This is a genomic window from Carboxydocella thermautotrophica (genome assembly GCA_003054495.1).
In the GTDB taxonomy this organism is placed as follows: domain Bacteria; phylum Bacillota.
Map to the genome: position 1 here is coordinate 466,722 of CP028514.1, position 22,881 is coordinate 489,602.

Below are 22,881 nucleotides of genomic sequence, written 5' to 3' on the forward strand. Positions count from 1 at the left end.
CTGAAATGGGGGAGGTAGAGTGCGGAGACCGGTGATTTTTTTTCTCTCCTGGCGTCAGTTAAAATTTACCACATATGTTTTTATTATACTAGTTATAGTTATTTTTGTCTATAGAATTGGCTGGGAACTGGCCCGCCAGGTTTTTTATCCCCTCTGGCCCAGGGTGATTGTGATTGACCCGGGCCACGGCGGCATTGATGGTGGGGCTAATTGCCCCGGTTTTCTGGAAAAGGAGATCAATCTGGCGATAGCCCTGAAGCTGCGGCAGGAGCTGGAACAGCAGGGGGTCAAGGTGATTATGACCAGGGAAGATGACAAAGCCTTACAGGACGAAGTAAAGCGTTATACTTCCCGGCATCGGCAGGACCTGACGTCACGGATCGAAATAATTGAAAATTACCGGCCTGATTTATTTGTCAGCATCCACGTCAATGCCAATCCGCGGCGGCCCCAGACCTCCGGTCCCATGGTCTTTTATAACCGGCGGATACCAGCCGCTGCTCAACTGGCTACTCTGGTTCAGCAAAAACTGAATGAGGCGGCTGTAGAGGAGGGAGGCAAGCCCCATCAGGCCCGTCCGGCGGAATATTATTTGCTGCGACATAGTTCTTACCCCGGCTTGATCATTGAAACAGGCTTTATGACCAATACCAGGGAACGGGAGCTATTAAAACAGGAAGCCTATCAGAAACGGCTGGCAGAACAGATTGCGGCCGGTATCTATGCTTACTTCCTGCAACAGGATATTCCTGTACCTGAGCCGACTGCAACAAAAACTACACTGGCTGCCGATGGGCCTGGCTTACAGGTATATTTCCCCACGGCCGATGGGGAAAAGCTGGTGGCTGTTAGCCTGCCGGGGGAAGTGAAAACCTGGGCCCAGCCGCACAACAGTAAGGAACTGGTGCGTTTGCTGGTGGAACAGCTGCTGGCCGGGCCTCCGCAACAGGGTTTGGAGCCGGTTTTCGTGCTCGACACCAGGTTATTGGGAGTGGAGATAGATAACGGGATTGCAGTCCTCAATTTCTCGACGGCAGCAGTACCCACTGCGGGGGGCAGTTGCCAGGAACAACTGGCTCTCTGGGCCTTGACGGAAACAGTTTGCAGTATACCGGGTATCAATGGGGTCAAAGTGCTGATTAATGGTCAAGAACGGGAGACTTTTGGAAAACATCTGGATCTAACCCGGGTTTTAACCCCCATCAAACCCAAATTAAAGGTAGCTATCGTAATCGATGACCTGGCCGGGAGCAATCGGGGTCTGGAGGAAATGCTGGCTTTGCGGCGACCATTAACCCTGGCCATTATGCCCAAACTGGAATTGACCCGGCCCACGGCGGAAAAAGTTCATCGTCTGGGTTATCAGGTCTTTTTGCATCTGCCGATGGAGCCGGAAAAAGGGAAGAAAAGCTGGCTGGGGCCTGGGGCTGTGACGGCAGATATGACTCCAGCACAGGTGCGCCAGACGGTGCTGGAGGATCTGGCAGATGTCCCCTATGCCAGCGGCATGAATAATCATATGGGGTCAAAAATCACCAGGCGCAAGGATTTGATGTACGAGGTGCTCAGGGTAGCCAAGGAGAAAAACCTGATCTATCTGGACAGCCGTACAACGGAGGATACAGTTGTGCCGGTCCTGGCCCGGGAGTTGAACATGACAGTGCTGGAACGTTCGGTCTTTTTGGATGACATCAATTCCGTGACGGCGATCAAGAAACAAATCCGCGAACTGGCCCGGGTTTGCAGGCAAAACGGAGAAGCTATTGCCATTGGCCATGTGGGGGTAACGGGACCCAATCTGGCCAAGGCTTTGCGGGAAATGGTGCCCTGGCTGGAGGAACAGGGGATTGAGCTGGTCTATGTGGCCGACCTGTGGTCGGAACGCAGCCGCAGATAATAAGATACTATCTCATTTTTGGCACAGACCAACTTAAGATACCTATAGTAAATAATAATAAGATTATTAAAGGAATAAATTCCCTAGGAACTCTATCTATGTTAAATAATCTTTCAAAATCGTCAGAGGCGGCTAATATTACAAGTGGGCTACACCAAAGTGTAATGGCAGGTAAATATTTCTTAAGATTTGAATTTTCTTTGACCCAGGCATATATTGAAAAAAAAGGCCAGCCAATTGTGACTGCAAGGAAAATAATTGATAACCATACTGGCCAATTGCCATACAAACTATAGTAGGATAAATAAAAAAAAGCAATAGAAATAAGTGAAACAAATATAAGTATCTTTATCATCTTGATTAATTTATTTAATTCTTCATGCTCCTTGTTACTAGATAGTTTTAGAGTGAAGAGAAAGAAAACGGCAAAACCAAGCATACCCCAAATAATTAAAAACATCACCTCTACCTCTACCTCCTTCAATAAGGTTTGTTGAGATAGATATGTAAAATTTACTGTACAAGGAGCCATATACAGGCCCCTTGTACAGTAATAGTTAATATTTATCCGGAATAGGTAGTAGTTTGGTATTATATGTTCCTTTTTTTCCATCAACTGTTATTCTATAATATTGTGCTGGTTCACCGAATTTTCTTTTCGCAGAGCCGTGGATACTTAATTCTCCGTTGGAATATTTTACGAGTTTAACTTTGTCAAGAATTACTTCACTATTGGAGTCTGCTTTAAGCTCCTTGCTTTCAACAACAGTATTATTCTCTTTGAGCGTTGCAAAAGCCTGACCATTTATTGAGAGCATAAAGAAAGTTAATACTAAACCAATTATATGACGAATTTTCATTTCTGTTCCTCCCTTCCAATATTATTCTTTGGGCGTCCAATAAAATTATAGAATATCAAAAAAAAAAAAAAAACAACCATTATTTCCCAGCAAATTTCGCCAAATTATTCATTTTTCTGCCACAATTCGGCCTTAGTTTTGTCACAATCGAGGGGTATACTAAAGACAAGAGGAGGAACACGAAAGGAGTTGAGGTAAGATGATGATGGGACGCTGGTTTGGCGGTTGGGGATATGATCCCTTTATTGATGGAGGAGGTTGGTGGATGATGGGAATTGGCATGCTGTTCAATATCCTGTTCTGGGGAGCTTTGATTTACCTGGCGATCAGATTCTTGAACAAAAGCAGTGTTAACGGTTTTGACGGTAATCAGAGCGAAAACCCGGAAGAAATACTGCGTAAGCGCTATGCCCGGAGTGAAATCACCCGGGAAGAATACCAGCAAATGCTGGCAGACCTGAAAAAATAAAAGGAGGATGATGGACATGAAAAAGAAATGGTTAGCTCTGGTAGCGGCAGTACTTCTGGTGGCCTTTGCGGTTCCGGCCTTTGCGGCCATCACTGACGCTCAGAAGAAGGAAATCCTGGACTTGCAAAAACAAATTGTCGAGTTACGCAAGAAGATGGTTGACAAGTATGTGGAAGCGGGGCAACTAACCCCTGAACAAGGGAAGCTGATGAAAGAGCGTATGGACCAGATGGAAAAGTACCGGGAACAAAACGGAATCCTACCCGGGCCTGGTATGATGCAAGGTGGCGGCTGTGGGGGATTTGGTTTTGGTGCTAATGGCGGTTTCGGCGGGCCCATGATGCGGGGCGGCTGGGGCGCTCAAGCTCAGGGATTGTAAGTGAAAGGGGCTGAGATAGCCCCTTTTCTTATTGCTGGTCAGATTTGCCGACCTTATACCCGCGTTGCCAGTATCTCGATTCTCTAGGCAGTAATAATATCTTTATTATATGGATCGATAGCTATAACCTTTTTAGTTTCAGTAGCCAACTATACCTGTAATTTGCAGCCCCGCCATATCAAAAAACCAACTAGTATTTGCCAACAATTATCGCCAAATTATTCATTTTTCTGCCACAATTCGGCCTTAGTTTTGTCACAATCGAGGGGTATACTAAAGACAAGAGAAGGAACACGAAAGGAGTTGAGGTAAGATGATGATGGGACGCTGGTTTGGCGGCTGGGGATATGATCCCTTTATTAATGGAGGAGGTTGGTGGATGATGGGCATTGGCATGCTGTTCAATATCCTGTTCTGGGGAGCTTTGATTTACCTGGCGATCAGATTCTTGAACAAAGGCGGTTTTGGCAGTTTCGGCGGTAACCATGGTGAAACTCCGGAAGAAATTCTGCGCAAGCGCTATGCCCGGGGTGAAATTACCCGGGAGGAATACCAGCAAATGCTGGAAGATTTAAAAAAATAGGAGGAGGATGATGAAGATGAAAAAGAAATGGTTAGCTCTGGTAGCGGCAGTACTTCTGGTGGCTTTTGCGGTTCCGGCTTTTGCGGCCATCACTGACGCTCAGAAGAAGGAAATCCTGGATCTGCAAAAACAAATCGTTGAGCTGCGCAAGAAGATGATCGACAAGTATGTGGAAGCCGGGCAACTAACTCCTGAACAGGGTAAACTGATGAAGGACCGCATGGACCAGATGGAAAAATACCGGGAACAAAACGGAATCCTGCCCGGGCCTGGCATGATGCAAGGTGGCGGCTGTGGGGGATTTGGTTTTGGTGCTAATGGCGGTTTCGGCGGGCCCATGATGCGGGGCGGCTGGGGCGTTCAAACTCAGGGATTGTAAGGAAAAGGGGGGTAGATAGCCCCCTTTTTTATTTTATTAAATCTTGCAAAGCGGTAAGGAATTTTTTTCTTCATTTAAAAGGTATTTATTTTTATCCTTTATTTTTTTTACATGTTCAAGACTGGTAAACTCAAAATCTACTTTAGCTAAACCATTTTTATACGAAATTAGATATGTTGTCTGATACTCATCATTAATTATTTTTTGCATTTCTTTTTCCACAAAGGGAGCACTAGCATGCATACGATTTTGCAAAACTAAAATACTAGTATCTGTAAATTGAGGACAATAATATTATTCCTTTTCAGAGGTAAGCTTTTTCGGCGTGGATGTAGGTAAGCGGTAAAGATAAGTGCTGACTCCGAGAGCGGACATGACCAGGAGCATTTGCACTGGTAAGTTATTACGTAGCATCCAAATTGAAAAGCCAATAGAGAGGTTGAGCATGAGCAGAGAAATAACTTTGGCCCGTAGACTAATTGTACGGGTTTTTTCCCATTGTCTTAAGGGTGGACCAAAAATGTGATGGCTTAACAGCCACCGATGGGCTTTGGTTGAACTTCTGGCAAAACAGGCTGCAGCTAACAGCAAAAAGGGGGTAGTGGGTAAAACTGGCAAAAACATACCCAGTATCCCTAATACGACAAAAAGAAAACCTAAAATAACCAGAATACTGCGCATCCCTTTCCCCCTTTCATGAAAAATTTATTCGCCTCTATTATATCGTAGCTTTCACCTGCGAATCACTAGACATTTGCATTTTATCCCTGAAATGTAACAAAGCTTTTCTCAACTCACAAGTTCCCCGTCTGGAAAACACAATGGGAAGTTGGCGGCGTTTGGCCTGTTCCTTTATAACATCCATCAGTCCGTGGCTCACAAAATCGTAAAAAACGAGTACAATTTCCACATTGGCAGGGATACTTTTTTTCCTGGTTTTGGCTTTACGACCGCTCCAGTGAATTATTTCTTTACAACCATATTGTTTCAGTTCTTTTGGGATGTTACCAAGTTGATCGGCCCCAACCAGCAAGACTGTCAAAACAGCTCACCTCCATTTTACCCCCATATGTATAGAGAATGATTTTCATTTTCATTATATGCTTTCTTTTCAGCAATGTCAAGACAAAGTGTTCTCATAAAAGCCAAAAACTGCCGCCCAACGGACGGCAGTTTTTGGCCTTACTGCATTTGCAATTGCTGGGTAGCCTGGTTGATCTGATTTTGCACCCGGGCCAGTTCCTGTACAGTAGCAGCCTGAACCTGATACCAGCCCCGCTGGTTCATGGCCTGCCAGATTTGCTTCTGGTGATCCAGGGTCTTATTGAGGATATTCTGGCAGTCGGTGCGGAGAGCGTCATTGGCGCACTCCAGTACGCACATCAACATATGCTGGGCTGAGGCTTTGTGGTCAGAGAGCAACAGTTGCATTAAATCCTGGTCATTCAGTTTGGCGGGCATAGCTTTCACCTCCTATTGCAAATTGGTCTGAATGTGACGGGAGAGAGTGTTAATGAAATTCTGATGGTCGGCAATCATAGCCTGGCACATGCCTTTCAACTGGGGATCGGTGCAGTTTTCGGCGGCAAACTGCAAATGCTTGATACAGGCTGTTTCCATAGCGATGTGGTCATTGATCAGAGAAGCTTCTTTACCGGTTAAAGCCATCCTTGTTCCCTCCTTTCTCAGGCAATAGTTTGGCATATCTTACGGCCATTTATTAGCGTGAATTCTTGACAAATAGCAAGCAAAAGGATAAACTATTAGCCAGATATGGTAATGACAAGGAACGGGAAGAGTAGCCGGGACTGGCCTGCCAGGGAGAAGGGGTCGTGACTGGAAGCCCCTTTCAGGAAAAGCCGGTGAAAGACACCCGGGAGTTGGCGGTCGAACTTCAGCTTTAGCTGGATAGTAGGCTGGCCCGGTTGCCCACCGTTAACGGGCGAGAGGGGAACGGCTTTTTGGCTGTTCAACCAGGGTGGCACCGCGGGTAATGACCCGTCCCTGCGCAAGCAGGGACGGGTTTTTAGTTTTGGAGGGAATGGGAAAGGAGTGAAAGGATGCTAACCCAGAGACCAAAAGGAACCAATGATTTTTTGCCGCAGGAGACCTGGAAGTGGCAGTATGTAGAGCAAATTTTGCGGGAAGTTTGCCGTCAGTATGGCTATGGTGAATTGCGTACCCCTATTTTCGAGCATACCGAGCTCTTTCAGCGCGGGGTAGGGGAAACCACCGATATCGTGGAAAAGGAAATGTATACTTTTTTGGATAAAGGCGGTCGTTCTGTAACCTTACGGCCAGAAGGGACAGCGGCAGCAGCGCGGGCCTATCTGGAAAACCGGCTCCATGCCGGGCCCCAGCCGGTAAAGGTCTATTATATTGGTCCCATGTTCCGCTATGATAAGCCTCAGGCCGGGCGCTACCGCCAGTTCCATCAGTTTGGAGTTGAGGTTTTCGGTTCGGATGAGCCGGTGGTGGATGCGGAAGTAATCGCCATGGCCATGGAAATATACCGGCGCCTGGGTATCAAGGACCTGGAGCTAAACATCAACAGTGTAGGCTGTCCTGTCTGCAGGGCCCGGCACCGGGAAGCTCTGCAGGAGTTTTTGCGTCCGCAGCTGGCTTCCCTCTGCAAGGATTGTCAGAGCCGGTTTGAACGCAATCCCCTGCGGATTCTGGATTGTAAACAGGAAGGTTGTCAGGCAGCTACCCGGGGAGCGCCTACCATTACCCGGCAACTTTGTCCTGATTGCAAGGACCACTTCGACCAGGTGCAAACCCTTCTGAAGGCCCTGGGTGTACCTTTTACCGTCAATGAGCGACTGGTGCGGGGCCTGGACTATTATACCAAGACCGCTTTTGAAATTATGGTCAAGGATATCGGGGCCCAGAGTTCTATCTGCGGCGGTGGCCGTTATAATGGCCTGGTGGGGGAACTGGGCGGTGAGGATGTGCCCGGCATCGGCTTTGCCCTGGGCCTGGAACGCACCATTTTGACTATGGAAAAACAGGGGGTAGCCTGGCCGGAGGAGGCCGGCACCCGGGTCTTTGTGGCAGTATTAGGCACGGAAGCCCGGGAACAGGCCCTGGTGTTGACCCAGCAGCTGCGCAGCCGCGGCCTGGCTGCCGAAACTGACCTGCTGGGGCGCAGCCTTAAGGCCCAGCTGAAACAGGCGGACCGGCTCAAGGTCAGTTACACCGTGATTGTAGGTGGCGATGAGCTGCAGCGCGGCGAAGTGCAGCTTCGGAGCATGAGCGATAGCAGCCAGCAGGCTCTCAAGCTGGAACAGGTAGTGGATTACTTGACAGAAAAACTGAAACCGTAAGGAGGAAAAGGCAATGGAAGCATTACAGGGTTGGAAGCGGACCATGATGTGCGGCAGCTTGCGGGCAGCTGATGCCGGCAAAGAAGTAATTCTCATGGGCTGGGTCCAGCGGCGGCGGGACCATGGCGGCCTGATTTTCGTGGACCTCAGGGACCGGGAGGGTATCACCCAGGTGGTATTTAGCCCGGAAGTTGATCAGGAGGCGTTTGCTAAAGCGGAAGCGATTCGCAATGAGTACGTCATTGCTGTCAAAGGGGAAGTGCGCTTGCGTCCAGAAGGCACTGTTAACCCCAACCTGGCTACCGGGGAAGTGGAAGTGTATGCCCGGGAAGTGAAGGTGCTGAACGGGGCCAAAACACCGCCCTTCTATATCCAGGACAATATCGATGTAGATGAAAACCTGCGCCTGCGCTATCGTTACCTGGACCTGCGGCGGCCGGAGATGCAGCGGGCCCTGGGTTTACGGCATCGGCTGGTCAAAACTATTCGGGACTATCTGGACGCCCGGGGCTTCTGGGAAATTGAAACTCCCATGCTGACCAAATCCACCCCGGAAGGGGCAAGGGATTACCTGGTGCCCAGTCGGGTCAACCCGGGCAAATTCTTTGCCCTGCCCCAGTCTCCCCAGATTTTCAAGCAAATACTCATGGTGGCTGGTATGGACAAATATTTCCAGATCGTGCGCTGTTTCCGGGATGAGGACCTGCGCAGTGACCGGCAGCCGGAATTTACCCAGCTGGACCTGGAGATGTCCTTTGTGGAACGGGAAGAGGTGCTGACCCTGATGGAAGAGATGATTGCGGAAGTGGTCAGGACTACCCTGGGCCGGGAAGTGCCTACTCCTTTCCCGCGGCTGACTTATGCCGAAGCCATGGCCCGCTATGGCTCGGACAAGCCCGATACTCGCTTTGGCATGGAACTGGTGGATTTGACCGATATCGCCGCTGGCTGTGAATTCAAGGTCTTTCGGGCTGCTGCCGATAACGGCGGAGTGGTCAAGGCTATCAATGCTAAAGGCTGTGCCCACTTCAGCCGCAAGGAGCTGGATGAGCTGACCCAGTATGTGGCTATCTATGGTGCCAAAGGCCTGGCCTATATCCAGATGACCCCGGAAGGCCCCAAATCTCCTATTGCCAAATTCTTCAAGGAGGAAGAGCTGCAGGCTATCCTGGAGCGGCTGGGGGCGGAAACAGGTGACCTCCTGCTCTTTGGGGCGGATACGCCCAGGATTGTGGCCGACTCCCTGGGCCACCTGCGGGTACATCTGGCGGAGAAACTGGGTCTGATTGACCCCGAGGCCATGAATTTCCTCTGGGTAGTGGACTTCCCCTTGCTGGAATGGGATGAGGAAGAAAAACGCTATGTCGCCATGCACCATCCCTTCACCTCTCCGATGGATGAAGACATTGAGCTGATGGATACTGATCCGGGCCGGGTGCGGGCCAAAGCTTATGATATGGTTCTGAACGGGGTGGAAATCGGTGGTGGCTCTATCCGGATTCACCGGCGGGATGTGCAGGAAAAGATGTTCCGCCTCCTGGGTTTAAGTCAGGAGGAGGCTGTAGAAAAATTTGGCTTTATGCTGGAGGCTTTTGAATATGGCACTCCGCCCCATGGTGGCATTGCTTTTGGTATCGACCGCCTGGTGATGCTGCTGGCAGGCCGGGATACCATCCGGGATGTCATCGCTTTCCCCAAAACCCAGAGTGCCAGCTGTCTGATGACCGGAGCGCCTTCGGAAGTAAGTGCTAAACAATTGAAGGAACTGCATATCAAGCTGGATGTTATACCCAGGAAGTAATGCTGTCTTGTCAAACCATCGGGTTTGTGTTAAGATAAAGGCAGATAAAACCCTGCGGTGTGCGTGAGGTCAGCGCGTGTTTAGAGCCAACACGTTCAGAAAAGGGAGCCCGGTCTCTGCTGGTGGAATGAATGCCCCCATAGTCAGGGGACTCAAGAAGCCCGCAGGAGGGCACCCACCTGCTGGGAGCAGGTTCTGAAACAGGCGGGCCCACGGCATCATGGGGTTGTCCGCTATTAATTTATAAACAGGCAGTAGGCAAAAGGCCTACTGCTTTTTCTGTTTTTCATTGATGATAGTACGGGCCCCATTTAAAGCCAGCTTGAGAGCGCTGATCCAGACTTTAGCTTGTGCAGCCCAGTTGTTAAGCTGGCTGGGGTCTATCTTGATTTTTTTGGTCTTACCTGCCATTGCCCTCACCCTTTCAATTCTTCAGCGATCAAATTAATCACTTGTTGCCAGGCAGGAGGCATCTTGCTAAACTGGGGCTGCAGGGTGGTAAAAAGGGTCTTTACCAGCTGCAATCTTTCCGGAGTTGCGCTGGCAGCTCCCTGTCGGATTAGCTGTCTAACTTCTTCCAGCTCGGCAGCGCTGAGACTGCCGCCGGCATCAACTTTTTTGCCCCAGGTTAACAGTTTGTTTTTGGTTTCGGAATCCATATCGCCGCCGAATTGCTCCAGCAAAGAAACGATTACGCTGAAATTTAATTTGTTGGGGTTGGCCAGCAAATTCAGGGCCAGGGCCATAATTTCCTGGGGGGTAATTTTTTTACTCATCTTTTTTTGCCACCTCGCCTTTGATTTTTCATTTCTGTCCAGGCAGAAAGTACCGGTTCAGCTACTGCCAGTAACTCTTCGGCTATAACCAAAATGGACAAAAACTTATCCAGCCAGACCTGCCACTCCGTTTCCGGGCGGCTGACAGCACTGGTTCTGGCCGGAGATGCTACCGGTTGGCCACTGGAGAGGGGAATGATGATTTTTCTTTTTGCCACTGATTATCCCTTCTTTCGCAAAGACGGAAAGCCCCGCAGGGCTTTCCGCGGAGCTTAGTCCTGGTTGCCAGGATAGGGCCAGAAGGGGAATCCCAGCAACAGCAACACGATAATAATCACCACGATAACAACCACTTCTCTATTCCGGCGATGACCCATATGAATCCCTCCTTTTTAATACTTCAGATTACAGGACATCCAGTAACAAGAGGATGACCACAATCACCACAATGATGAAGATAAAATTGGGATAGTAATGCATAGGAGCTTCCCCCCTTCCCGATTTCTGCTTTATCTTACGGCAAAAGGCGGTCAGGGGTGCTCGGCGGTTAGCCTATTTTTCTGGGCTTGCGCTTGGGAAAGGAAATAGGGTATGATGGGAAAAAGAACTATTCTATGGGCTGTAGGAGGAAGACAGGTATGTTGCACAGATTTTCCCGCACAGAATTGCTGCTGGGGTCAGAAGGATTGGAACGGCTGCGCCAGGCCCGGGTGGCAGTCTTTGGTATTGGCGGGGTGGGTTCTTATGCTTGTGAAGCCCTGGCTCGAGCCGGGGTAGGGTCACTGGTGCTGGTGGACTATGATGATGTCTGTTTAACCAATATCAACCGGCAGATTCATGCTTTGAGCAATACAGTGGGGCGGCCTAAAGTGGAATTGATGGCGGAACGGATCAAATTGATCAATCCCGGAGCAGAGGTAGAATCCATCAAGGAATTTTATGCTCCTGAACATAGAGAGCGCCTGCTCAGGCCAGACTATGATTATGTAGTGGATGCCATTGATAATGTCACCGGCAAGCTGGACTTGATCAAGGGCTGTCTGGCGTTGAATATCCCCATAATTTCCGCCATGGGAGCAGGAAACAAACTGGATCCTACTGCTTTCCGGGTGGCAGATATTTCTGAAACGGCGGTCGACCCTCTTGCCCGGGTACTCCGGCGGGAATTGCGCAAAGCGGGGATCTACCGGGGGGTCAAGGTGGTTTATTCGGAAGAGCCACCCATCCCACCCAGGGTAGGGCTGGCTGATTGTAAGACCAATTGTGTTTGCACCAGCGAACAGGGCCGGGGCAGCTGCACCTTGCGGCGTCAGATTCCAGGCAGTGTTTCTTTTGTACCTCCGGTAGTAGGGATGATTATGGCCGGGGAAGTGGTAAAAGATTTATGCGGTCTTGTTGACAAAAGGACAAAAGGGGCATATAATAAAAAGCAAGATACCCGGGTATAGTATAGGGGGTGAGGATAGTGAACAGTACCGAAGTATCGGTAGAAGGCAAAGAGGAGATACTAAAAAGGCTGAGAAGGATAGAAGGGCAGGTCAAAGGGATACAGCGGATGATTGAAGAGGACCAGGATTGTCTGAAGATCCTCACCCAGATCGCCGCTGTTAAGGCAGCTGTTCAGGCTGTCGGAGTGACCATTGTAGAGCGCAATACCGTCAAGTGTCTGGAATCAGCCTGCAGCCAGGGGCGGCAGGATGAGTATGTCAAACATTTAGTAGAAGTGCTGATGCGCTTCGCTAAATAAGAAAAAAAGGAGGAGATTACATATGGCAGGCGCAAATGTTAAAACCTTTACTAATGCCAACTGGAAAGCGGAGGTTCTGGAAGCTACTCAACCGGTACTGGTGGATTTCTGGGCAGCCTGGTGTGGCCCTTGCCGCATGATCGCACCGGTAATTGACCAGCTGGCCGATGAATATGTCGGCAAAGTGGTAGTGGGCAAACTGAATGTGGATGAAAACCGGGAAACAGCCATTGAATACGGGGTCATGAGCATTCCCACCTTGTTGTTGTTCAAAGATGGCAAACCGGTAGAGCGGATTGTTGGCTACCAGACCAAAGAGCAACTGGCCCGCATTTTGGCCAAACACATCTAAATAAACAAAGGGGCATCCCTGGTGGGTGCCCTTTTAGTTTCATCTGGCCTGTTTCAGTAAATAAATTTCTCGCTCGTTTTCGGCAATTTTGCTGGTCTGGTAATCGATATAGGCTTGAATATTAAATAGTTTTTTGTTGATATTCTCAACTTTACCGGATAATTCAACAACATCTTCTGTTGTCCGTTGCAAAGCAGCGGAAATATATTCGGTGCGGTGTTCAATAGAACGGGTCACAAGATACAGCTCACCCTGGCGTGTATCAATTCCGTCAACCCGCTGTTCCAGGCCATTCACGCGTTGCTCCAGGTTGTCCATGCGCTGTTCCAGGCCATTCATGCGTTGCTCCAGGTTATCCATGCGCTGTTCCAGGCCATTCATGCGTTGCTCCAGGTTATCCATGCGCTGTTCCAGGCCATTCATGCGTTGCTCCAGGTTATCCATACGTTGTTCCAGCCGGTCGAAGCGCTGATTGAAAGTGCTATGCAAGTTTTCAACAGCATGCAGTATCTGGTATAACATTTGTTCCACCTTTTTCCCTCCCCCCATAGAAAATCCTGAATAAATTATAGCAAATGGGCATAGTGGAGAACAAGTGTTTTTGGGGAGAAAATTTTTAGAGAGCGATAATTTTATAGGGATGGGCGATCAGCCGTCTAGGGAGAGAAAAAGCCACCAGAGTCTGCTGATTATTGCAGATCTGCCAGCTGCCCACTTCTCTGGCCAGAGCCTGGGCCCGGGAGAAGACCAGGCCCAGGTTTTTCTGCAAACAAAGGGTGGCTCTTTGCAGAGCAGTATTCCAGGCGGTTTTGCTACTGGAATGGGATACTAGAAAAATCAAGGCATTAGGGGCTTCCAAAACAGGACCCTGTAACGGGAAGTCATCCAGTAAAGACATTTTTATATCTACCTGACAGGGAGGGGCTTCCCGGCAGTAGCTTGCGGAAACCATTGAGGGAACAGCTATCGGACCGAGATAAAGCAGGGGCTGACATTCAGAAACAGGCAAGTAGGCTGTCCAGCCAGCTTTGATAGTTATCGGCCAGAACCAGCCACCATGGCGGTTGAAATCAGCCAGGAGATGGGAGGAAAGTTTTAGTCCGGTCAGGCCCAGAAGCAAACTGGAGGGAATTTTGAAATGCAAAAGCTGTTGGATTTCCACAGCCAGTACGTGGCCAGTACGAGCCTGGGGTAAATATTTGCTGATTTGCCAGCTAAAGCGGTTTGGTTCCCGATGAGTCACCGGACAGACTGGAATTTGTAACTGAATTTCTTCCATATCCCTTCCCTCCTTGCCTTTTGTTCATTGATATGCAGCTAGCTCCCGGGAATATGTGGGGAAAGATGGCGAGGAAAGAGAAGGTTTTTGGGGAAGAATGTAGAATGGGAAAAAAACAGAAACTGTCACAGGGGGGAATAAAGTGAAGTACATAGACTTACGCAGTGATACCGTAACCCAGCCGACCGAGGAGATGCGGCAAGCCATGGCCCGGGCGGAAGTGGGGGATGATGTTTACGGGGAAGATCCCACGGTTCGGCGATTGGAGGAAAAAGCGGCCGAGCTGTTTGGCAAAGAGGCGGCCCTGCTGGTACCCAGCGGGACTATGGGCAACCAGCTGGCGGTGCTGGCCCATACCCAGCGGGGAGATGAGGTTATAGTAGAGGCAGAAGCTCATGTCTTTTTCTATGAGGTAGGAGGCCTGGGCGCCCTGGCCGGAGTCCAGACCCGTACCATCCGCGGGGAAAAAGGGGTGTTGCCGGCTGCCAGGGTGCGGGAGGCCATTCGCCTCAGTGATATTCATTTTCCACGCACGGCCTTGATCTGCCTGGAAAATACCCATAACCGGGCGGGGGGAACAGTAATGGGGCTTCAGGAAATGGAGGCTATTGGCCAGATTGGCAAGGAATATCAAATTCCCATTCATCTGGATGGGGCCAGGATTTTCAATGCTGCCACCTACCTTGGACTGCCGGTAAAGGTGCTGACCAAGGATATGGATTCGGTGATGTTTTGCCTCTCCAAGGGTCTGGCAGCTCCTATCGGTTCCATGCTGGTCGGGTCTGCCCAGTTCATTGCCCGCGCCCGGCGTTTGCGGAAAATGCTGGGCGGTGGTATGCGTCAGGCCGGGATAATTGCGGCAGCTGGAATGGTGGCCCTGGAGACCATGGTGGAGCGGCTGGCAGAGGACCACCGGCGGGCCCGTCAGCTGGCGGAGGGATTGGCTGCCATTCCCGGGCTGAAGGTGGACTTGGAACGGGTACAAACTAATATCGTAGTGGCTGATATTATGGCAACAGGCTTGAGTCCGGCGGTTTTCCTGGGCAAATTGAAAGAACAGGGGGTACTGGCCGCAGCATTTGGCGGCAATCTGGTGCGGTTTGTTACCCATAAAGATATCGATGATCTGGATATTGATCAGGCACTAATGGAAATCGAGAGGATTTGCCGGAAAGGGAGATAGTATGAATCTGTTTGAACAGGCTAATCTGACGGGACGGGGGAAAATGGCTCCCCTGGCGGACCGCATGCGCCCTCGTACCCTGGAGGAGTTTGTGGGGCAGGAGGAAATTGTGGGGCCGGGGCGGCTTTTACGCCGGGCCATTGAGGCTGACCAGCTCAGTTCCATGATATTTTACGGTCCGCCGGGCACGGGAAAAACGGCCCTGGCCAAAGTAATCGCCAACCAGACCCGGGCTGTGTTCACTCAGCTCAATGCCGTGACTTCTGGTGTCAGTGAGCTGCGCCAGGTCACAACAGCGGCAAAAGAACGCCTGCTGTACGAGCAAAAGCGGACTCTTTTGTTTATTGATGAGATTCACCGTTTTAATAAAAGCCAGCAAGATGCCCTGTTACCTTTTGTAGAGGATGGGACCATCATTTTGATTGGGGCGACCACGGAAAATCCCTACTTTGAAGTGAATAAGGCTTTGCTTTCCCGCTCCCGGGTTTTTCAATTCCGCCCCTTGACTGAACAGCACATCCTGGAACTGCTGCGTCGCGCTCTCGACGATGAGGAGCGGGGCCTGGCCGGTTACCGGCCGGAGGTGACCGAGGAGGCCCTGCGGCATTTAGCCCGGATGGCCAACGGTGATGCTCGCACGGCTTTGAATGCCCTGGAGCTGGCGGTGCTGACAACTCCGCCGCAGGAAGACGGCAGGCGGTTGGTAGACCTGGCGGTGGCGGAGGAATCCATCCAGCGCCCGGCCTTGCTTTATGATAAAAGCGGGGACCAGCATTATGATGTGATTTCGGCTTTTATCAAGAGCATGCGCGGTTCCGATCCTGATGCCACACTGCACTATCTGGCCCGCATGCTGGAGGCGGGGGAAGAGCCGGAGTATATAGCCCGCCGGATTATTGTCCATGCCGCCGAAGATGTGGGACTGGCTGATCCCCAGGCCCTGGTGGTGGCGGTAGCTGCTGCCCAGGCGGTGGAACGGATTGGTATGCCGGAAGGCAGGCTACCGCTGGCTCAGGCTGCTCTCTATGTGGCACTGGCACCCAAGGAAAACCGGATTATCAAGGCTATTGATGCGGCCCTGGCTGATGTGCGGGCTGGCAAAGGGGGGCCGGTTCCCCTCCATTTGCGGGATACCCATTACGCGGGAGCCCGGGATCTGGGCCACGGACAGGGATACAAGTACCCCCATAATTATCCGGGGGCCAGGGTGGAACAGCAATATCTGCCCGATGATCTGCGGGGTCGGCAGTACTGGCCCCGACAGGAGAAAAAAGACGAGTAAAATAGTTGGATTTCAAATTGACAAATATACCCCTGTATGCTATTATATGACCAGAAAGAAAACCGACGAATTTGCTAGGAATTGAGGTGAGGGGCATGAAGCTGTCCACGCGCGGTCACTATGGGGTGCAGGCTATGTTCGATCTGGCCCAGCACTACGGGGAAGGACCGATTCCTTTAAAAAGCGTGGCAGAACGCCAGAACCTCTCCGAACACTATCTGGAACAGCTGGTGGGCAGCCTGCGCAAGGCTGGCCTGGTCAAAAGCATTCGCGGAGCCCAGGGAGGTTATATCCTGGCCCGGGACCCGAAGGAGATCACCGTCGGGGACATTATCCGGGTGCTGGAAGGTCCGGTGGCTCCGGTAGAGTGTGTCGGTGAGGAGATGCAGGAAAGCTGCAATCGCCTGGATGTCTGTATTACCCGGCTGGTCTGGCAGCGGGTGAAGGAAACCATCGACCAGGTGCTGGATTCCATCACTCTGGCCGATATGCTGGAAGAAGCAGAGAAGTTGAAACAGCAAGGTGATTTTTATATGTACTATATTTAAAGGAGATGAAAGCAAATGCGGCGCATATACATGGACCACAGTGCTACCACTCCGGTGGATCCGGAGATTGCCCAGGCTATGGTCAAGTACATGACTGAGGATTTCGGTAACCCCTCCAGCATTCATGCCTTTGGCCGGGAAGCCCGCAAGGCGGTGGAAGAGGCCCGGGAGCGGGTGGCAAAAGCTATCGGTGCCAATCCCCAGGAAATCATTTTCACCAGTGGCGGTACAGAGGCGGATAATATGGCCATACTGGGGGTAGCCCAGGCTAACTGCAAGAAGGGCAATCATATCATCACTTCCTCGGTGGAACACCACGCTGTACTGGATACCTGCAAACATTTGGAGAAAAATGGCTATTCTGTCACTTACCTGCCTGTGGATGAATATGGCCGGGTACGGGTGGAGGATGTGGAAAAGGCTATAACCAAAAACACCATCCTCATTACCATCATGCATGCCAACAATGAGGTGGGTACCATCCAGCCCATTGCTGAAATTGGCCAGCTGGCCAAAAAGCATGGAGTGCTCTTCCATGTCGATGCCGTGCAGTCTTTTGGCAAGATTCCGGTGAATGTGGATGAGCTGCAGGTGGATTTGCTCTCCCTTTCCTCCCATAAAATCTATGGGCCGAAAGGAGTAGGAGCTCTCTACATCCGCCGCGGTACCCGCATCACTCCTATCACCCACGGTGGGGCCCAGGAGCGCAAGCGCCGGGCCGGTACGGAAAATGTGCCGGGGATTGTCGGCTTTGGCCTGGCAGCGGAAAAAATTGTAGCGGAAATGGCAGAAGAAAGCCCGCGCCTGCAGGCTTTGCGGGACAAGCTGATCAAAGGCATTATGGAAAAAATGGATTATGTCAAGCTCAATGGCCATCCGACTGAACGGCTGCCCCATAATGTCAATTTCAGTTTCCACTTCATTGAGGGCGAATCGCTGCTTTTAATGCTGGATATGAAGGGTATCGCCGCTTCCAGTGGTTCAGCCTGTACTTCCGGTTCCCTGGATCCTTCCCATGTCTTGCTGGCCATGGGGCTGAGCCATGAAGTAGCTCACGGTTCCCTCCGCCTGACCCTGGGCAAGGTCAATACAGAAGAGGATGTGGATTATGTCCTGGAGGAGTTGCCGAAAATTGTACAGCGGCTGCGGGAAATGTCTCCCCTGGGGCCGGGAGTGACTATTGAAGCAAAGGAGTGTTATCATCATGTACACTGAGAAAGTAATGGACCATTTCACCAATCCCCGCAATGTGGGGGAAATTCCCGATGCCGATGGGGTAGGGCAGGTCGGCAATCCTTCCTGTGGGGATATCATGAAAATTTTCATTAAAGTGGACAATGATGTGATTACAGATATTAAATTCAAGACCTTCGGCTGCGGGGCAGCAGTAGCTACCAGTTCCATGGTCACTGAGATTGTCAAGGGCAAGACCATTCAGGAAGCCCTGCAGGTCACTAACAAAGATGTGGCTGAAGCTCTGGAAGGTCTACCACCCCAGAAAATGCACTGTTCCAACCTGGCTGCTGATGCTCTGCACGCAGCGATCAAGGATTATCTGCAAAAGCAGGGACGCAGTGAGTAAGGATGAAAAAAATCGAAGCCGTAATTCGGCCGGAGAAACTGAATGAGGTTAAACAGGCATTAGAAGCCTACGGGATCAAGGGTATGACTGTCTCCCAGGTAGTAGGCTGTGGACTGCAAAAAGGGCGGACTCAGCTTTATCGGGGTACGGAAATCAACCTCAACCTTTTACCCAAAGTGAAACTGGAACTGGTGGTACCCAATGCCTGTGTCGAAGAAATTATGAATGTTATACTAAATTCTGCTTGCACAGGCGCCGTAGGTGATGGTAAAATATTTGTGACAGCAGTGGAAAATGCCATCCGGATTCGAACTGGAGAAGAAGGAGAGGCAGCTCTTACTTAATAAGTTTTAACCCGGTGCGATGGGGTACCGGTTGAAAAAGGCGATGACGCCGATAGGACAGTCAAGGTAGACTGTCTTGTCGGCGTTTGTTTTTTTATTCCACGAGGAGGAGGAGAAAGGACAATGGAGTTGAATTTGCAAAATCTGTCTGTGGGTCTGGATACTATCTGGGTTTTGCTGGCAGCAGCTCTGGTTTTCTACGGCCAAAGCAACGGCTGGTTTGGTAGGAGCGGCTTTTTCCTGCAGGGGGATTTCAGCTTTCTGGGCCTTAATATACCAGTCTCTGTTTTCTGGCTCTTTCAGGCTGCCTTTGCCGTGGCAGTGGCCACTATCGGCAACCAGCCATTGCTATTCCAGACCCAGCCGGCAGCCAGCGGGTAAATCAAGCCGGTCGCAACCGCACTGAAGAGATCAAATAAGCACTGAATTTCATCCGTTCTGCCACTGCACCTGATACGGCATAACCTGGGCATGCTGGATTTTGCCGGTTCCGCTGCGGTGCATGCCGTTGGCGGCTGGGCGTCCCTGGCGGCGGCGATGGTGCTGGGGCCGCGGCTGGGCAAGTATGGTAAGGATGGCACTATCAATGCCATTCCTGGACATAATATCCCGCTGGCAGCACTGGGGGGCTTTATCCTCTGGTTTGGCTGGTTTGGCTTCAATGCGGGCAGCACTCTTTCCGCTTTGCACAAAGACATCGGCCTGATTGCTCTCAATACCAACCTGGCGGCAGCAGCCGGGGGTACGATGGGTTGTCTCTACACAATGTTCCGTTTTGGCAAGGCCGATGTCAGTATGGCTATTAACGGGGCCCTGGCCGGGCTGGTGGCTATAACCGCTGGTTGCGCCTATCTGGAACCGGCGGCTGCGGTAGCGGTGGGCCTGATTGCCGGCTTGCTGGTGGTGGAAGCTATTGGTCTCTTTGACCGCCTGCGCATTGATGATCCAGTGGGGGCTATTGCCGTCCATGGGGTTGGCGGCAGTTTTGGCACCCTGGCGGTGGGCTTGCTGGCCAAAGACGGTGGCCTCTTCTATGGCGGTGGCTGGCATTTGTTCCAGGTGCAGTTGATTGGGTTACTGGCCGTTTCAGTCTTTGCTTTTGCTGCAACTTACCTGTTGTTCCGGCTGCTGGCTGCGACAATCGGCATCAGGGTAAGTGCCGAAGAGGAACTGGAGGGACTGGATATAGCCGAGCACGGCTTCCAGGCCTATAATGAACTGGTCAACGGTAGCTTCAGTACAGCAGCATTGCCATCAGTTCTGGCGGAAAGCTGGGTGGAAAAGGTAGAAACCAATTAGAGTATGTGCCGGCCTTCGGGCCGGTTTTTTGCTGGCAAGGTAAAGAAAATTTATGATAAAATGAGGATAGTAATACAAAATCGAAAGGACTGGGAGTATGTCAAAAGAGTCTATTTATTCTTTAGAGGACATAAAAAATAAACTTGAACCGATATTCAGGAAGTTTGGGTTAAAAAGAGCTGCTGTTTTTGGCTCTTATGCCAGAAAGGAAGCCAGCATGAGTAGCGATGTGGATCTGCTTGTTTTATTGGATGACACTTTTGAACTGGAAAAATACTTAAAATTCGAGGCAGCTGTTAAAAGGGCACTAAAGAAGAATGTAGATATTCTAGAATACAGATGTATTAACCCTGTTATGAGAGATGATATTTTAAAGGAGGCTATAGAAATTTATGGAAACAAGAGACAGGAAAATACTCCTGGTAATTCTTGAGGATATAGAAGACATTTATAAGGCACTAGATGAATTTAGTTGTGTTACGTAATATTGCCGCACATAAGTATGGAGCTATTAATTTTGTTGTAGTATGGAATATTATCAACAAAAATATCCCTATTTTCAAAAAAAGTATAATTAACATTTTAAAAGAAACTGAGATACAGCAATAAAAACTTTAGTTGGAGGACTACAATGCTAGTTTTACTGGTAGCTATCGGTACGGCCCTGCTGGGGGAAGTGAAAATTCAGCCTTTCGGGACGGCTTTTCGCTTTGGCCTGGGCAGTGTGTTCTTTCTGCTGGCCCTGATATTCTGGCGCCAGCTGCCATTGCGCCTGACCGGCCTGGTGGTGGGCCTGACCACTGTTGCCTGGCGGATAGGGCTGGCCAGCTATCACGGGCTAAGCTGGAGCGAGGCTTTGTGGCTGCATTTGCCGGCCCTGGCCTACTACCTGACCCTGGTTTTCTTCTTGCATAATGCGGGCTGGGAGAGCAAGCGGGAACAGCCCCTGCAACTGGGGGGACTGGTGGCTCTGGCTGATGGCGGGGCCAACCTGGTGGAGATGCTGGTACGCACCGGTTTCAATCTGGAGCTGCTCACCCCCGGAAAACTGTGGGCCTTGCTGGTCGTAGCCGTGCTGCGGGGGTTAGCCGTGGTTTTGCTGGCCGATGTCCTGCTGCAGGAACGGCATCGGACCACCAGGGAAGTGGAAGAGGAACACCTGCTCAGGCGGTTACTGGTGGGGTCTAACCTGCACATGGAGGCTTTTTTTCTGCGCAAATCCATGGCCCAGGTGGAAACGGTAATGGCGCGCAGCCATGAACTCTATCAGAAATTGAAAAATCGTCAACCGGTTCCTGATCCCCTGGCCAAAATGGCCCTGGATGTGGCCAAAGAGGTCCATGAAATCAAAAAAGATCTGAAACGGCTGGAAGAAGGCTTAAATCAGCTGCTGGCCGAAGAGCCGGTAACTGAGGTGCTGACGGTAGAGGAAATTCTGGAGCTGGTGGCAGCCACCAACCGGGCCTACGCCCAAACTCTGGGCAGGAAGATCGAAATACAGACTGAGGCGGAAGGACAGTATGTCACTGACCGTATTTATCCGCTGGTTTCCATCTTGAACAACCTGGTGCAAAATGCAGTGGAGGCCATGGAGGAAGGACAGATCATCCTGCGGGCCGGGCTGGTAGCGGGTAAACTGGAGCTGCTGGTAGCCGATAATGGCCCGGGGATTGCCCCCCGGGACCAGGAGCTGGTGTTTGAACCCGGTTTTACCACCAAATTTACCCCGGAAGGGCGGCCTTCCACCGGGATAGGGCTGACCCAGGTCCGGGATATGGTAGAGCATCTGGGCGGGGAGATCAGTTTGTCTTCCCAGCCGGGAACCGGAACCGTTTTTACTATAAAAGTACCCTTGTAGGGGAGGCGACATATGGGCGAATTCAAATTCATGATTATCGATGACGACCGTATCTGCAGGCGCATGTTGAGTATGATCATCGAACAGGAAGGTTTAGGGGAAGTAGTCGGGGAACTGGAGACCGGGGAAATGGCCGATATGGTGGTGATGCAGGTCCGGCCCGATGTAGTGCTGGTGGACTTGTTGCTACCCGGTCAGGATGGGGTTGAGGTAGTAGCTGCCCTGAAAGAAAGAGGTTTTACGGGGGCCATTGTCATGATTTCTCAGGTGGAAAACAAGGAAATGGTGGCCGGTGCCTATCAGGCGGGCGTGGATTTTTATATCCACAAACCCATCAACCGGGTGGAAGTGGTGTCGGTTTTGCAAAAAGTGCTGGCCAATTTGCGCCTGACCCAATCCCTGGCCCAGGTGCGCAATTCCCTGGCAGCATTGGATTGGATGGTGGGCAACCAGCAACCGGAACGGAGCAGTGACAGGGAGAGCGGCAGCAAGAAAATGCGCCGGGTTTTGCGGGACCTGGGACTGGCGGGGGAAATGGGCAGCCGGGAACTGAACTGGCTGGTGGAGATTTTGCGGGAGAAGGAAGAAGAAGGGCGCACTCCGGCCAACCTGCAGCTCAAAGAGCTATATCAGGAATTGCAGGAACGCTACCGCCAGGAAACTGGAGAAGAGGTGGATCTGGGTACCCTGGAGCAGCGCATTCGCCGGGCAGTACACGAAGCTATGGAACATCTGGCCGCTTTAGGGGCGGAAGATTACCATGATCCTCTTTTTGAATACTATGCTCCCCGCTTTTTTGATTTTAACGAAGTACGGGCCAAATTGCGAGGAGAAAAGGGCAAGATCAACCTGAAAAAATTCATCATGGCCCTTTATGATGAGGTTACGCATCAATAACTGGAGTATACAATGTAGGCTCCAGTTATTTTTTTGTAGT

The 22,881-nt window shown here is 50.8% G+C and carries 34 protein-coding genes, 1 other RNA gene and 1 other annotated feature; of the genes, 23 read left to right on the forward strand and 12 right to left on the reverse strand.

Features of this window, described 5'->3' with window-relative positions:
* The first annotated feature begins 19 nt into the window (after positions 1 to 19).
* Complete coding sequence (locus tag CTH_RS02260; protein WP_107752908.1) at positions 20 to 1,897, forward strand: divergent polysaccharide deacetylase family protein; 1,878 nt, start codon at positions 20 to 22, stop codon at positions 1,895 to 1,897.
* Between the two features lie 7 nt (positions 1,898 to 1,904).
* Here CTH_RS02260 and CTH_RS02265 read toward each other — a convergent pair whose 3' ends face one another.
* A complete protein-coding gene (locus tag CTH_RS02265) occupies positions 1,905 to 2,360 on the reverse strand; it encodes a hypothetical protein (RefSeq protein WP_079933590.1) in 456 nt (151 codons plus the stop codon).
* Between the two features lie 94 nt (positions 2,361 to 2,454).
* The gene (locus CTH_RS02270; RefSeq protein ID WP_078665472.1) at positions 2,455 to 2,757 is read right to left on the reverse strand and encodes a hypothetical protein; all 303 of its coding nucleotides are present in this window, start codon (positions 2,755 to 2,757) and stop codon (positions 2,455 to 2,457) included.
* A 199-nt stretch (positions 2,758 to 2,956) separates the two neighbouring features.
* On the opposite strand from CTH_RS02270, the gene CTH_RS02275 reads away from it, so the two are divergent.
* The 4 genes from CTH_RS02275 to CTH_RS02290 all read left to right on the forward strand — a co-directional run bounded on the left by CTH_RS02275 (position 2,957) and on the right by CTH_RS02290 (position 4,567).
* Positions 2,957 to 3,226, forward strand: coding sequence for an SHOCT domain-containing protein (locus CTH_RS02275; protein WP_078665471.1), 270 nt, complete (start codon positions 2,957 to 2,959; stop codon positions 3,224 to 3,226).
* A gap of 16 nt (positions 3,227 to 3,242) precedes the next feature.
* Positions 3,243 to 3,605 (forward strand): YckD family protein, encoded by a 363-nt coding sequence (locus CTH_RS02280; protein ID WP_079906741.1) that lies wholly within the window; start codon positions 3,243 to 3,245, stop codon positions 3,603 to 3,605.
* A 313-nt stretch (positions 3,606 to 3,918) separates the two neighbouring features.
* Positions 3,919 to 4,188: an SHOCT domain-containing protein gene (locus CTH_RS02285; protein ID WP_200803479.1), complete on the forward strand. Its 270-nt coding sequence runs from the start codon at positions 3,919 to 3,921 to the stop codon at positions 4,186 to 4,188.
* A gap of 16 nt (positions 4,189 to 4,204) precedes the next feature.
* The gene (locus CTH_RS02290) at positions 4,205 to 4,567 is read left to right on the forward strand and encodes a YckD family protein (RefSeq protein ID WP_078665469.1); all 363 of its coding nucleotides are present in this window, start codon (positions 4,205 to 4,207) and stop codon (positions 4,565 to 4,567) included.
* Positions 4,568 to 4,603: 36 nt separating this feature from the next.
* Here CTH_RS02290 and CTH_RS02295 read toward each other — a convergent pair whose 3' ends face one another.
* The 5 genes from CTH_RS02295 to CTH_RS02315 form a co-directional block, all read right to left on the reverse strand.
* Entirely contained in the window at positions 4,604 to 4,789 is a 186-nt protein-coding gene (locus CTH_RS02295; RefSeq protein ID WP_143311833.1) for a hypothetical protein, read from the reverse strand.
* Positions 4,790 to 4,861: 72 nt separating this feature from the next.
* On the reverse strand, positions 4,862 to 5,248 hold the full coding sequence (locus tag CTH_RS02300) for a YbaN family protein (protein WP_174182984.1): 387 nt from the start codon (positions 5,246 to 5,248) through the stop codon (positions 4,862 to 4,864).
* Between the two features lie 37 nt (positions 5,249 to 5,285).
* Positions 5,286 to 5,609, reverse strand: coding sequence for a DUF2325 domain-containing protein (locus CTH_RS02305; RefSeq protein ID WP_078665468.1), 324 nt, complete (start codon positions 5,607 to 5,609; stop codon positions 5,286 to 5,288).
* 140 nt (positions 5,610 to 5,749) lie between these two features.
* Entirely contained in the window at positions 5,750 to 6,028 is a 279-nt protein-coding gene (locus CTH_RS02310) for a spore coat protein (protein ID WP_078665467.1), read from the reverse strand.
* A gap of 12 nt (positions 6,029 to 6,040) precedes the next feature.
* Complete coding sequence (locus CTH_RS02315) at positions 6,041 to 6,235, reverse strand: ferritin family protein (protein WP_078665466.1); 195 nt, start codon at positions 6,233 to 6,235, stop codon at positions 6,041 to 6,043.
* A gap of 108 nt (positions 6,236 to 6,343) precedes the next feature.
* Positions 6,344 to 6,576: a binding site (T-box leader), on the forward strand.
* Between the two features lie 51 nt (positions 6,577 to 6,627).
* On the opposite strand from CTH_RS02315, the gene hisS reads away from it, so the two are divergent.
* From hisS to ssrS, 3 genes are all read left to right on the forward strand, one after another.
* Positions 6,628 to 7,893: a histidine--tRNA ligase gene (gene hisS / locus CTH_RS02320; protein ID WP_078665465.1), complete on the forward strand. Its 1,266-nt coding sequence runs from the start codon at positions 6,628 to 6,630 to the stop codon at positions 7,891 to 7,893.
* A 13-nt stretch (positions 7,894 to 7,906) separates the two neighbouring features.
* Positions 7,907 to 9,694: an aspartate--tRNA ligase gene (aspS, locus tag CTH_RS02325; protein WP_078665464.1), complete on the forward strand. Its 1,788-nt coding sequence runs from the start codon at positions 7,907 to 7,909 to the stop codon at positions 9,692 to 9,694.
* Positions 9,695 to 9,740: 46 nt separating this feature from the next.
* Positions 9,741 to 9,925, forward strand: a non-coding RNA gene (ssrS, locus tag CTH_RS02330) — 6S RNA.
* A gap of 36 nt (positions 9,926 to 9,961) precedes the next feature.
* On the opposite strand, the gene CTH_RS14065 is transcribed toward ssrS, so the two are convergent.
* The 3 genes from CTH_RS14065 to CTH_RS02340 are packed head-to-tail and all read right to left on the reverse strand — an operon-like array spanning position 9,962 to position 10,688.
* On the reverse strand, positions 9,962 to 10,105 hold the full coding sequence (locus tag CTH_RS14065; RefSeq protein WP_159071793.1) for a hypothetical protein: 144 nt from the start codon (positions 10,103 to 10,105) through the stop codon (positions 9,962 to 9,964).
* Positions 10,106 to 10,110: 5 nt separating this feature from the next.
* Positions 10,111 to 10,470, reverse strand: coding sequence for a hypothetical protein (locus tag CTH_RS02335; protein WP_078665463.1), 360 nt, complete (start codon positions 10,468 to 10,470; stop codon positions 10,111 to 10,113).
* On the reverse strand, positions 10,467 to 10,688 hold the full coding sequence (locus tag CTH_RS02340) for a hypothetical protein (protein ID WP_078665462.1): 222 nt from the start codon (positions 10,686 to 10,688) through the stop codon (positions 10,467 to 10,469). The genes CTH_RS02335 and CTH_RS02340 overlap by 4 nt, the downstream gene beginning before the upstream one ends.
* 420 nt (positions 10,689 to 11,108) lie before the next feature.
* Between CTH_RS02340 and CTH_RS02345 the strand changes: the two genes are divergently transcribed.
* The 3 genes from CTH_RS02345 to trxA are packed head-to-tail and all read left to right on the forward strand — an operon-like array spanning position 11,109 to position 12,569.
* Positions 11,109 to 11,918, forward strand: a complete 810-nt coding sequence (locus tag CTH_RS02345; protein ID WP_078665461.1) for a tRNA threonylcarbamoyladenosine dehydratase — start codon at positions 11,109 to 11,111, stop codon at positions 11,916 to 11,918.
* Positions 11,919 to 11,935: 17 nt separating this feature from the next.
* On the forward strand, positions 11,936 to 12,217 hold the full coding sequence (locus CTH_RS02350) for a metal-sensitive transcriptional regulator (protein ID WP_078665460.1): 282 nt from the start codon (positions 11,936 to 11,938) through the stop codon (positions 12,215 to 12,217).
* A 22-nt stretch (positions 12,218 to 12,239) separates the two neighbouring features.
* On the forward strand, positions 12,240 to 12,569 hold the full coding sequence (gene trxA, locus CTH_RS02355) for a thioredoxin (protein ID WP_078665459.1): 330 nt from the start codon (positions 12,240 to 12,242) through the stop codon (positions 12,567 to 12,569).
* 39 nt (positions 12,570 to 12,608) lie between these two features.
* Here trxA and CTH_RS02360 read toward each other — a convergent pair whose 3' ends face one another.
* Both CTH_RS02360 and CTH_RS02365 read right to left on the reverse strand, forming a co-directional pair.
* Entirely contained in the window at positions 12,609 to 13,100 is a 492-nt protein-coding gene (locus CTH_RS02360) for a coiled-coil domain-containing protein (protein WP_107752914.1), read from the reverse strand.
* Positions 13,101 to 13,185: 85 nt separating this feature from the next.
* Positions 13,186 to 13,848 (reverse strand): hypothetical protein, encoded by a 663-nt coding sequence (locus CTH_RS02365; RefSeq protein ID WP_078665457.1) that lies wholly within the window; start codon positions 13,846 to 13,848, stop codon positions 13,186 to 13,188.
* A gap of 142 nt (positions 13,849 to 13,990) precedes the next feature.
* Here CTH_RS02365 and ltaE point away from each other — a divergent pair, with 142 nt between their 5' ends.
* The 12 genes from ltaE (at position 13,991) to CTH_RS02420 (ending at position 22,841) form a co-directional block, all read left to right on the forward strand.
* A complete protein-coding gene (gene ltaE / locus CTH_RS02370) occupies positions 13,991 to 15,031 on the forward strand; it encodes a low-specificity L-threonine aldolase (RefSeq protein WP_078665456.1) in 1,041 nt (346 codons plus the stop codon).
* Between the two features lies 1 nt (position 15,032).
* Entirely contained in the window at positions 15,033 to 16,313 is a 1,281-nt protein-coding gene (locus CTH_RS02375) for a replication-associated recombination protein A (protein WP_078665455.1), read from the forward strand.
* Between the two features lie 95 nt (positions 16,314 to 16,408).
* Complete coding sequence (locus tag CTH_RS02380) at positions 16,409 to 16,861, forward strand: RrF2 family transcriptional regulator (protein WP_078665454.1); 453 nt, start codon at positions 16,409 to 16,411, stop codon at positions 16,859 to 16,861.
* Positions 16,862 to 16,876: 15 nt separating this feature from the next.
* Positions 16,877 to 18,076 carry a cysteine desulfurase NifS gene (gene nifS, locus CTH_RS02385; RefSeq protein ID WP_078665453.1) on the forward strand — a complete coding sequence of 400 codons (1,200 nt, stop codon included), beginning with the start codon at positions 16,877 to 16,879 and terminating at the stop codon, positions 18,074 to 18,076.
* The gene (gene nifU, locus CTH_RS02390) at positions 18,066 to 18,443 is read left to right on the forward strand and encodes a Fe-S cluster assembly scaffold protein NifU (RefSeq protein WP_078665452.1); all 378 of its coding nucleotides are present in this window, start codon (positions 18,066 to 18,068) and stop codon (positions 18,441 to 18,443) included. The genes nifS and nifU overlap by 11 nt, the downstream gene beginning before the upstream one ends.
* A gap of 2 nt (positions 18,444 to 18,445) precedes the next feature.
* A complete protein-coding gene (locus CTH_RS02395; protein WP_078665451.1) occupies positions 18,446 to 18,787 on the forward strand; it encodes a P-II family nitrogen regulator in 342 nt (113 codons plus the stop codon).
* Between the two features lie 123 nt (positions 18,788 to 18,910).
* Positions 18,911 to 19,168 (forward strand): hypothetical protein, encoded by a 258-nt coding sequence (locus CTH_RS14350; RefSeq protein WP_318262738.1) that lies wholly within the window; start codon positions 18,911 to 18,913, stop codon positions 19,166 to 19,168.
* Positions 19,169 to 19,258: 90 nt separating this feature from the next.
* The gene (locus tag CTH_RS02400) at positions 19,259 to 20,086 is read left to right on the forward strand and encodes an ammonium transporter (protein ID WP_318262739.1); all 828 of its coding nucleotides are present in this window, start codon (positions 19,259 to 19,261) and stop codon (positions 20,084 to 20,086) included.
* A 97-nt stretch (positions 20,087 to 20,183) separates the two neighbouring features.
* Positions 20,184 to 20,519 carry a nucleotidyltransferase family protein gene (locus CTH_RS02405; protein WP_078665449.1) on the forward strand — a complete coding sequence of 112 codons (336 nt, stop codon included), beginning with the start codon at positions 20,184 to 20,186 and terminating at the stop codon, positions 20,517 to 20,519.
* 29 nt (positions 20,520 to 20,548) lie between these two features.
* Entirely contained in the window at positions 20,549 to 20,695 is a 147-nt protein-coding gene (locus CTH_RS14510; RefSeq protein WP_107752917.1) for a HepT-like ribonuclease domain-containing protein, read from the forward strand.
* A gap of 22 nt (positions 20,696 to 20,717) precedes the next feature.
* Positions 20,718 to 21,944: a sensor histidine kinase gene (locus tag CTH_RS02415; RefSeq protein WP_078665448.1), complete on the forward strand. Its 1,227-nt coding sequence runs from the start codon at positions 20,718 to 20,720 to the stop codon at positions 21,942 to 21,944.
* 12 nt (positions 21,945 to 21,956) lie between these two features.
* Entirely contained in the window at positions 21,957 to 22,841 is an 885-nt protein-coding gene (locus CTH_RS02420) for a response regulator (RefSeq protein ID WP_078665447.1), read from the forward strand.
* Positions 22,842 to 22,881 lie beyond the last annotated feature (40 nt).

Bases quoted from the DNA above. Each gene is read 5' to 3' on its own strand.
- CTH_RS02270 (WP_078665472.1), bottom strand. From the start codon at position 2,757: ATGAAAATTCGTCATATAATTGGTTTAGTATTAACTTTCTTTATGCTC.
- CTH_RS02275 (WP_078665471.1), top strand. From the start codon at position 2,957: ATGATGATGGGACGCTGGTTTGGCGGTTGGGGATATGATCCCTTTATT.
- CTH_RS02280 (WP_079906741.1), top strand. From the start codon at position 3,243: ATGAAAAAGAAATGGTTAGCTCTGGTAGCGGCAGTACTTCTGGTGGCC.
- CTH_RS02285 (WP_200803479.1), top strand. From the start codon at position 3,919: ATGATGATGGGACGCTGGTTTGGCGGCTGGGGATATGATCCCTTTATT.
- CTH_RS02290 (WP_078665469.1), top strand. From the start codon at position 4,205: ATGAAAAAGAAATGGTTAGCTCTGGTAGCGGCAGTACTTCTGGTGGCT.
- CTH_RS02300 (WP_174182984.1), bottom strand. From the start codon at position 5,248: ATGCGCAGTATTCTGGTTATTTTAGGTTTTCTTTTTGTCGTATTAGGG.
- CTH_RS02310 (WP_078665467.1), bottom strand. From the start codon at position 6,028: ATGCCCGCCAAACTGAATGACCAGGATTTAATGCAACTGTTGCTCTCT.
- CTH_RS02315 (WP_078665466.1), bottom strand. From the start codon at position 6,235: ATGGCTTTAACCGGTAAAGAAGCTTCTCTGATCAATGACCACATCGCT.
- hisS (WP_078665465.1), top strand. From the start codon at position 6,628: ATGCTAACCCAGAGACCAAAAGGAACCAATGATTTTTTGCCGCAGGAG.
- aspS (WP_078665464.1), top strand. From the start codon at position 7,907: ATGGAAGCATTACAGGGTTGGAAGCGGACCATGATGTGCGGCAGCTTG.
- CTH_RS14065 (WP_159071793.1), bottom strand. From the start codon at position 10,105: ATGGCAGGTAAGACCAAAAAAATCAAGATAGACCCCAGCCAGCTTAAC.
- CTH_RS02335 (WP_078665463.1), bottom strand. From the start codon at position 10,470: ATGAGTAAAAAAATTACCCCCCAGGAAATTATGGCCCTGGCCCTGAAT.
- CTH_RS02345 (WP_078665461.1), top strand. From the start codon at position 11,109: ATGTTGCACAGATTTTCCCGCACAGAATTGCTGCTGGGGTCAGAAGGA.
- trxA (WP_078665459.1), top strand. From the start codon at position 12,240: ATGGCAGGCGCAAATGTTAAAACCTTTACTAATGCCAACTGGAAAGCG.
- CTH_RS02365 (WP_078665457.1), bottom strand. From the start codon at position 13,848: ATGGAAGAAATTCAGTTACAAATTCCAGTCTGTCCGGTGACTCATCGG.
- CTH_RS02375 (WP_078665455.1), top strand. From the start codon at position 15,033: ATGAATCTGTTTGAACAGGCTAATCTGACGGGACGGGGGAAAATGGCT.
- CTH_RS02380 (WP_078665454.1), top strand. From the start codon at position 16,409: ATGAAGCTGTCCACGCGCGGTCACTATGGGGTGCAGGCTATGTTCGAT.
- nifS (WP_078665453.1), top strand. From the start codon at position 16,877: ATGCGGCGCATATACATGGACCACAGTGCTACCACTCCGGTGGATCCG.
- nifU (WP_078665452.1), top strand. From the start codon at position 18,066: ATGTACACTGAGAAAGTAATGGACCATTTCACCAATCCCCGCAATGTG.
- CTH_RS02395 (WP_078665451.1), top strand. From the start codon at position 18,446: ATGAAAAAAATCGAAGCCGTAATTCGGCCGGAGAAACTGAATGAGGTT.
- CTH_RS14350 (WP_318262738.1), top strand. From the start codon at position 18,911: ATGGAGTTGAATTTGCAAAATCTGTCTGTGGGTCTGGATACTATCTGG.
- CTH_RS02400 (WP_318262739.1), top strand. From the start codon at position 19,259: ATGCTGGATTTTGCCGGTTCCGCTGCGGTGCATGCCGTTGGCGGCTGG.
- CTH_RS02405 (WP_078665449.1), top strand. From the start codon at position 20,184: ATGTCAAAAGAGTCTATTTATTCTTTAGAGGACATAAAAAATAAACTT.
- CTH_RS14510 (WP_107752917.1), top strand. From the start codon at position 20,549: ATGAATTTAGTTGTGTTACGTAATATTGCCGCACATAAGTATGGAGCT.
- CTH_RS02415 (WP_078665448.1), top strand. From the start codon at position 20,718: ATGCTAGTTTTACTGGTAGCTATCGGTACGGCCCTGCTGGGGGAAGTG.
- CTH_RS02420 (WP_078665447.1), top strand. From the start codon at position 21,957: ATGGGCGAATTCAAATTCATGATTATCGATGACGACCGTATCTGCAGG.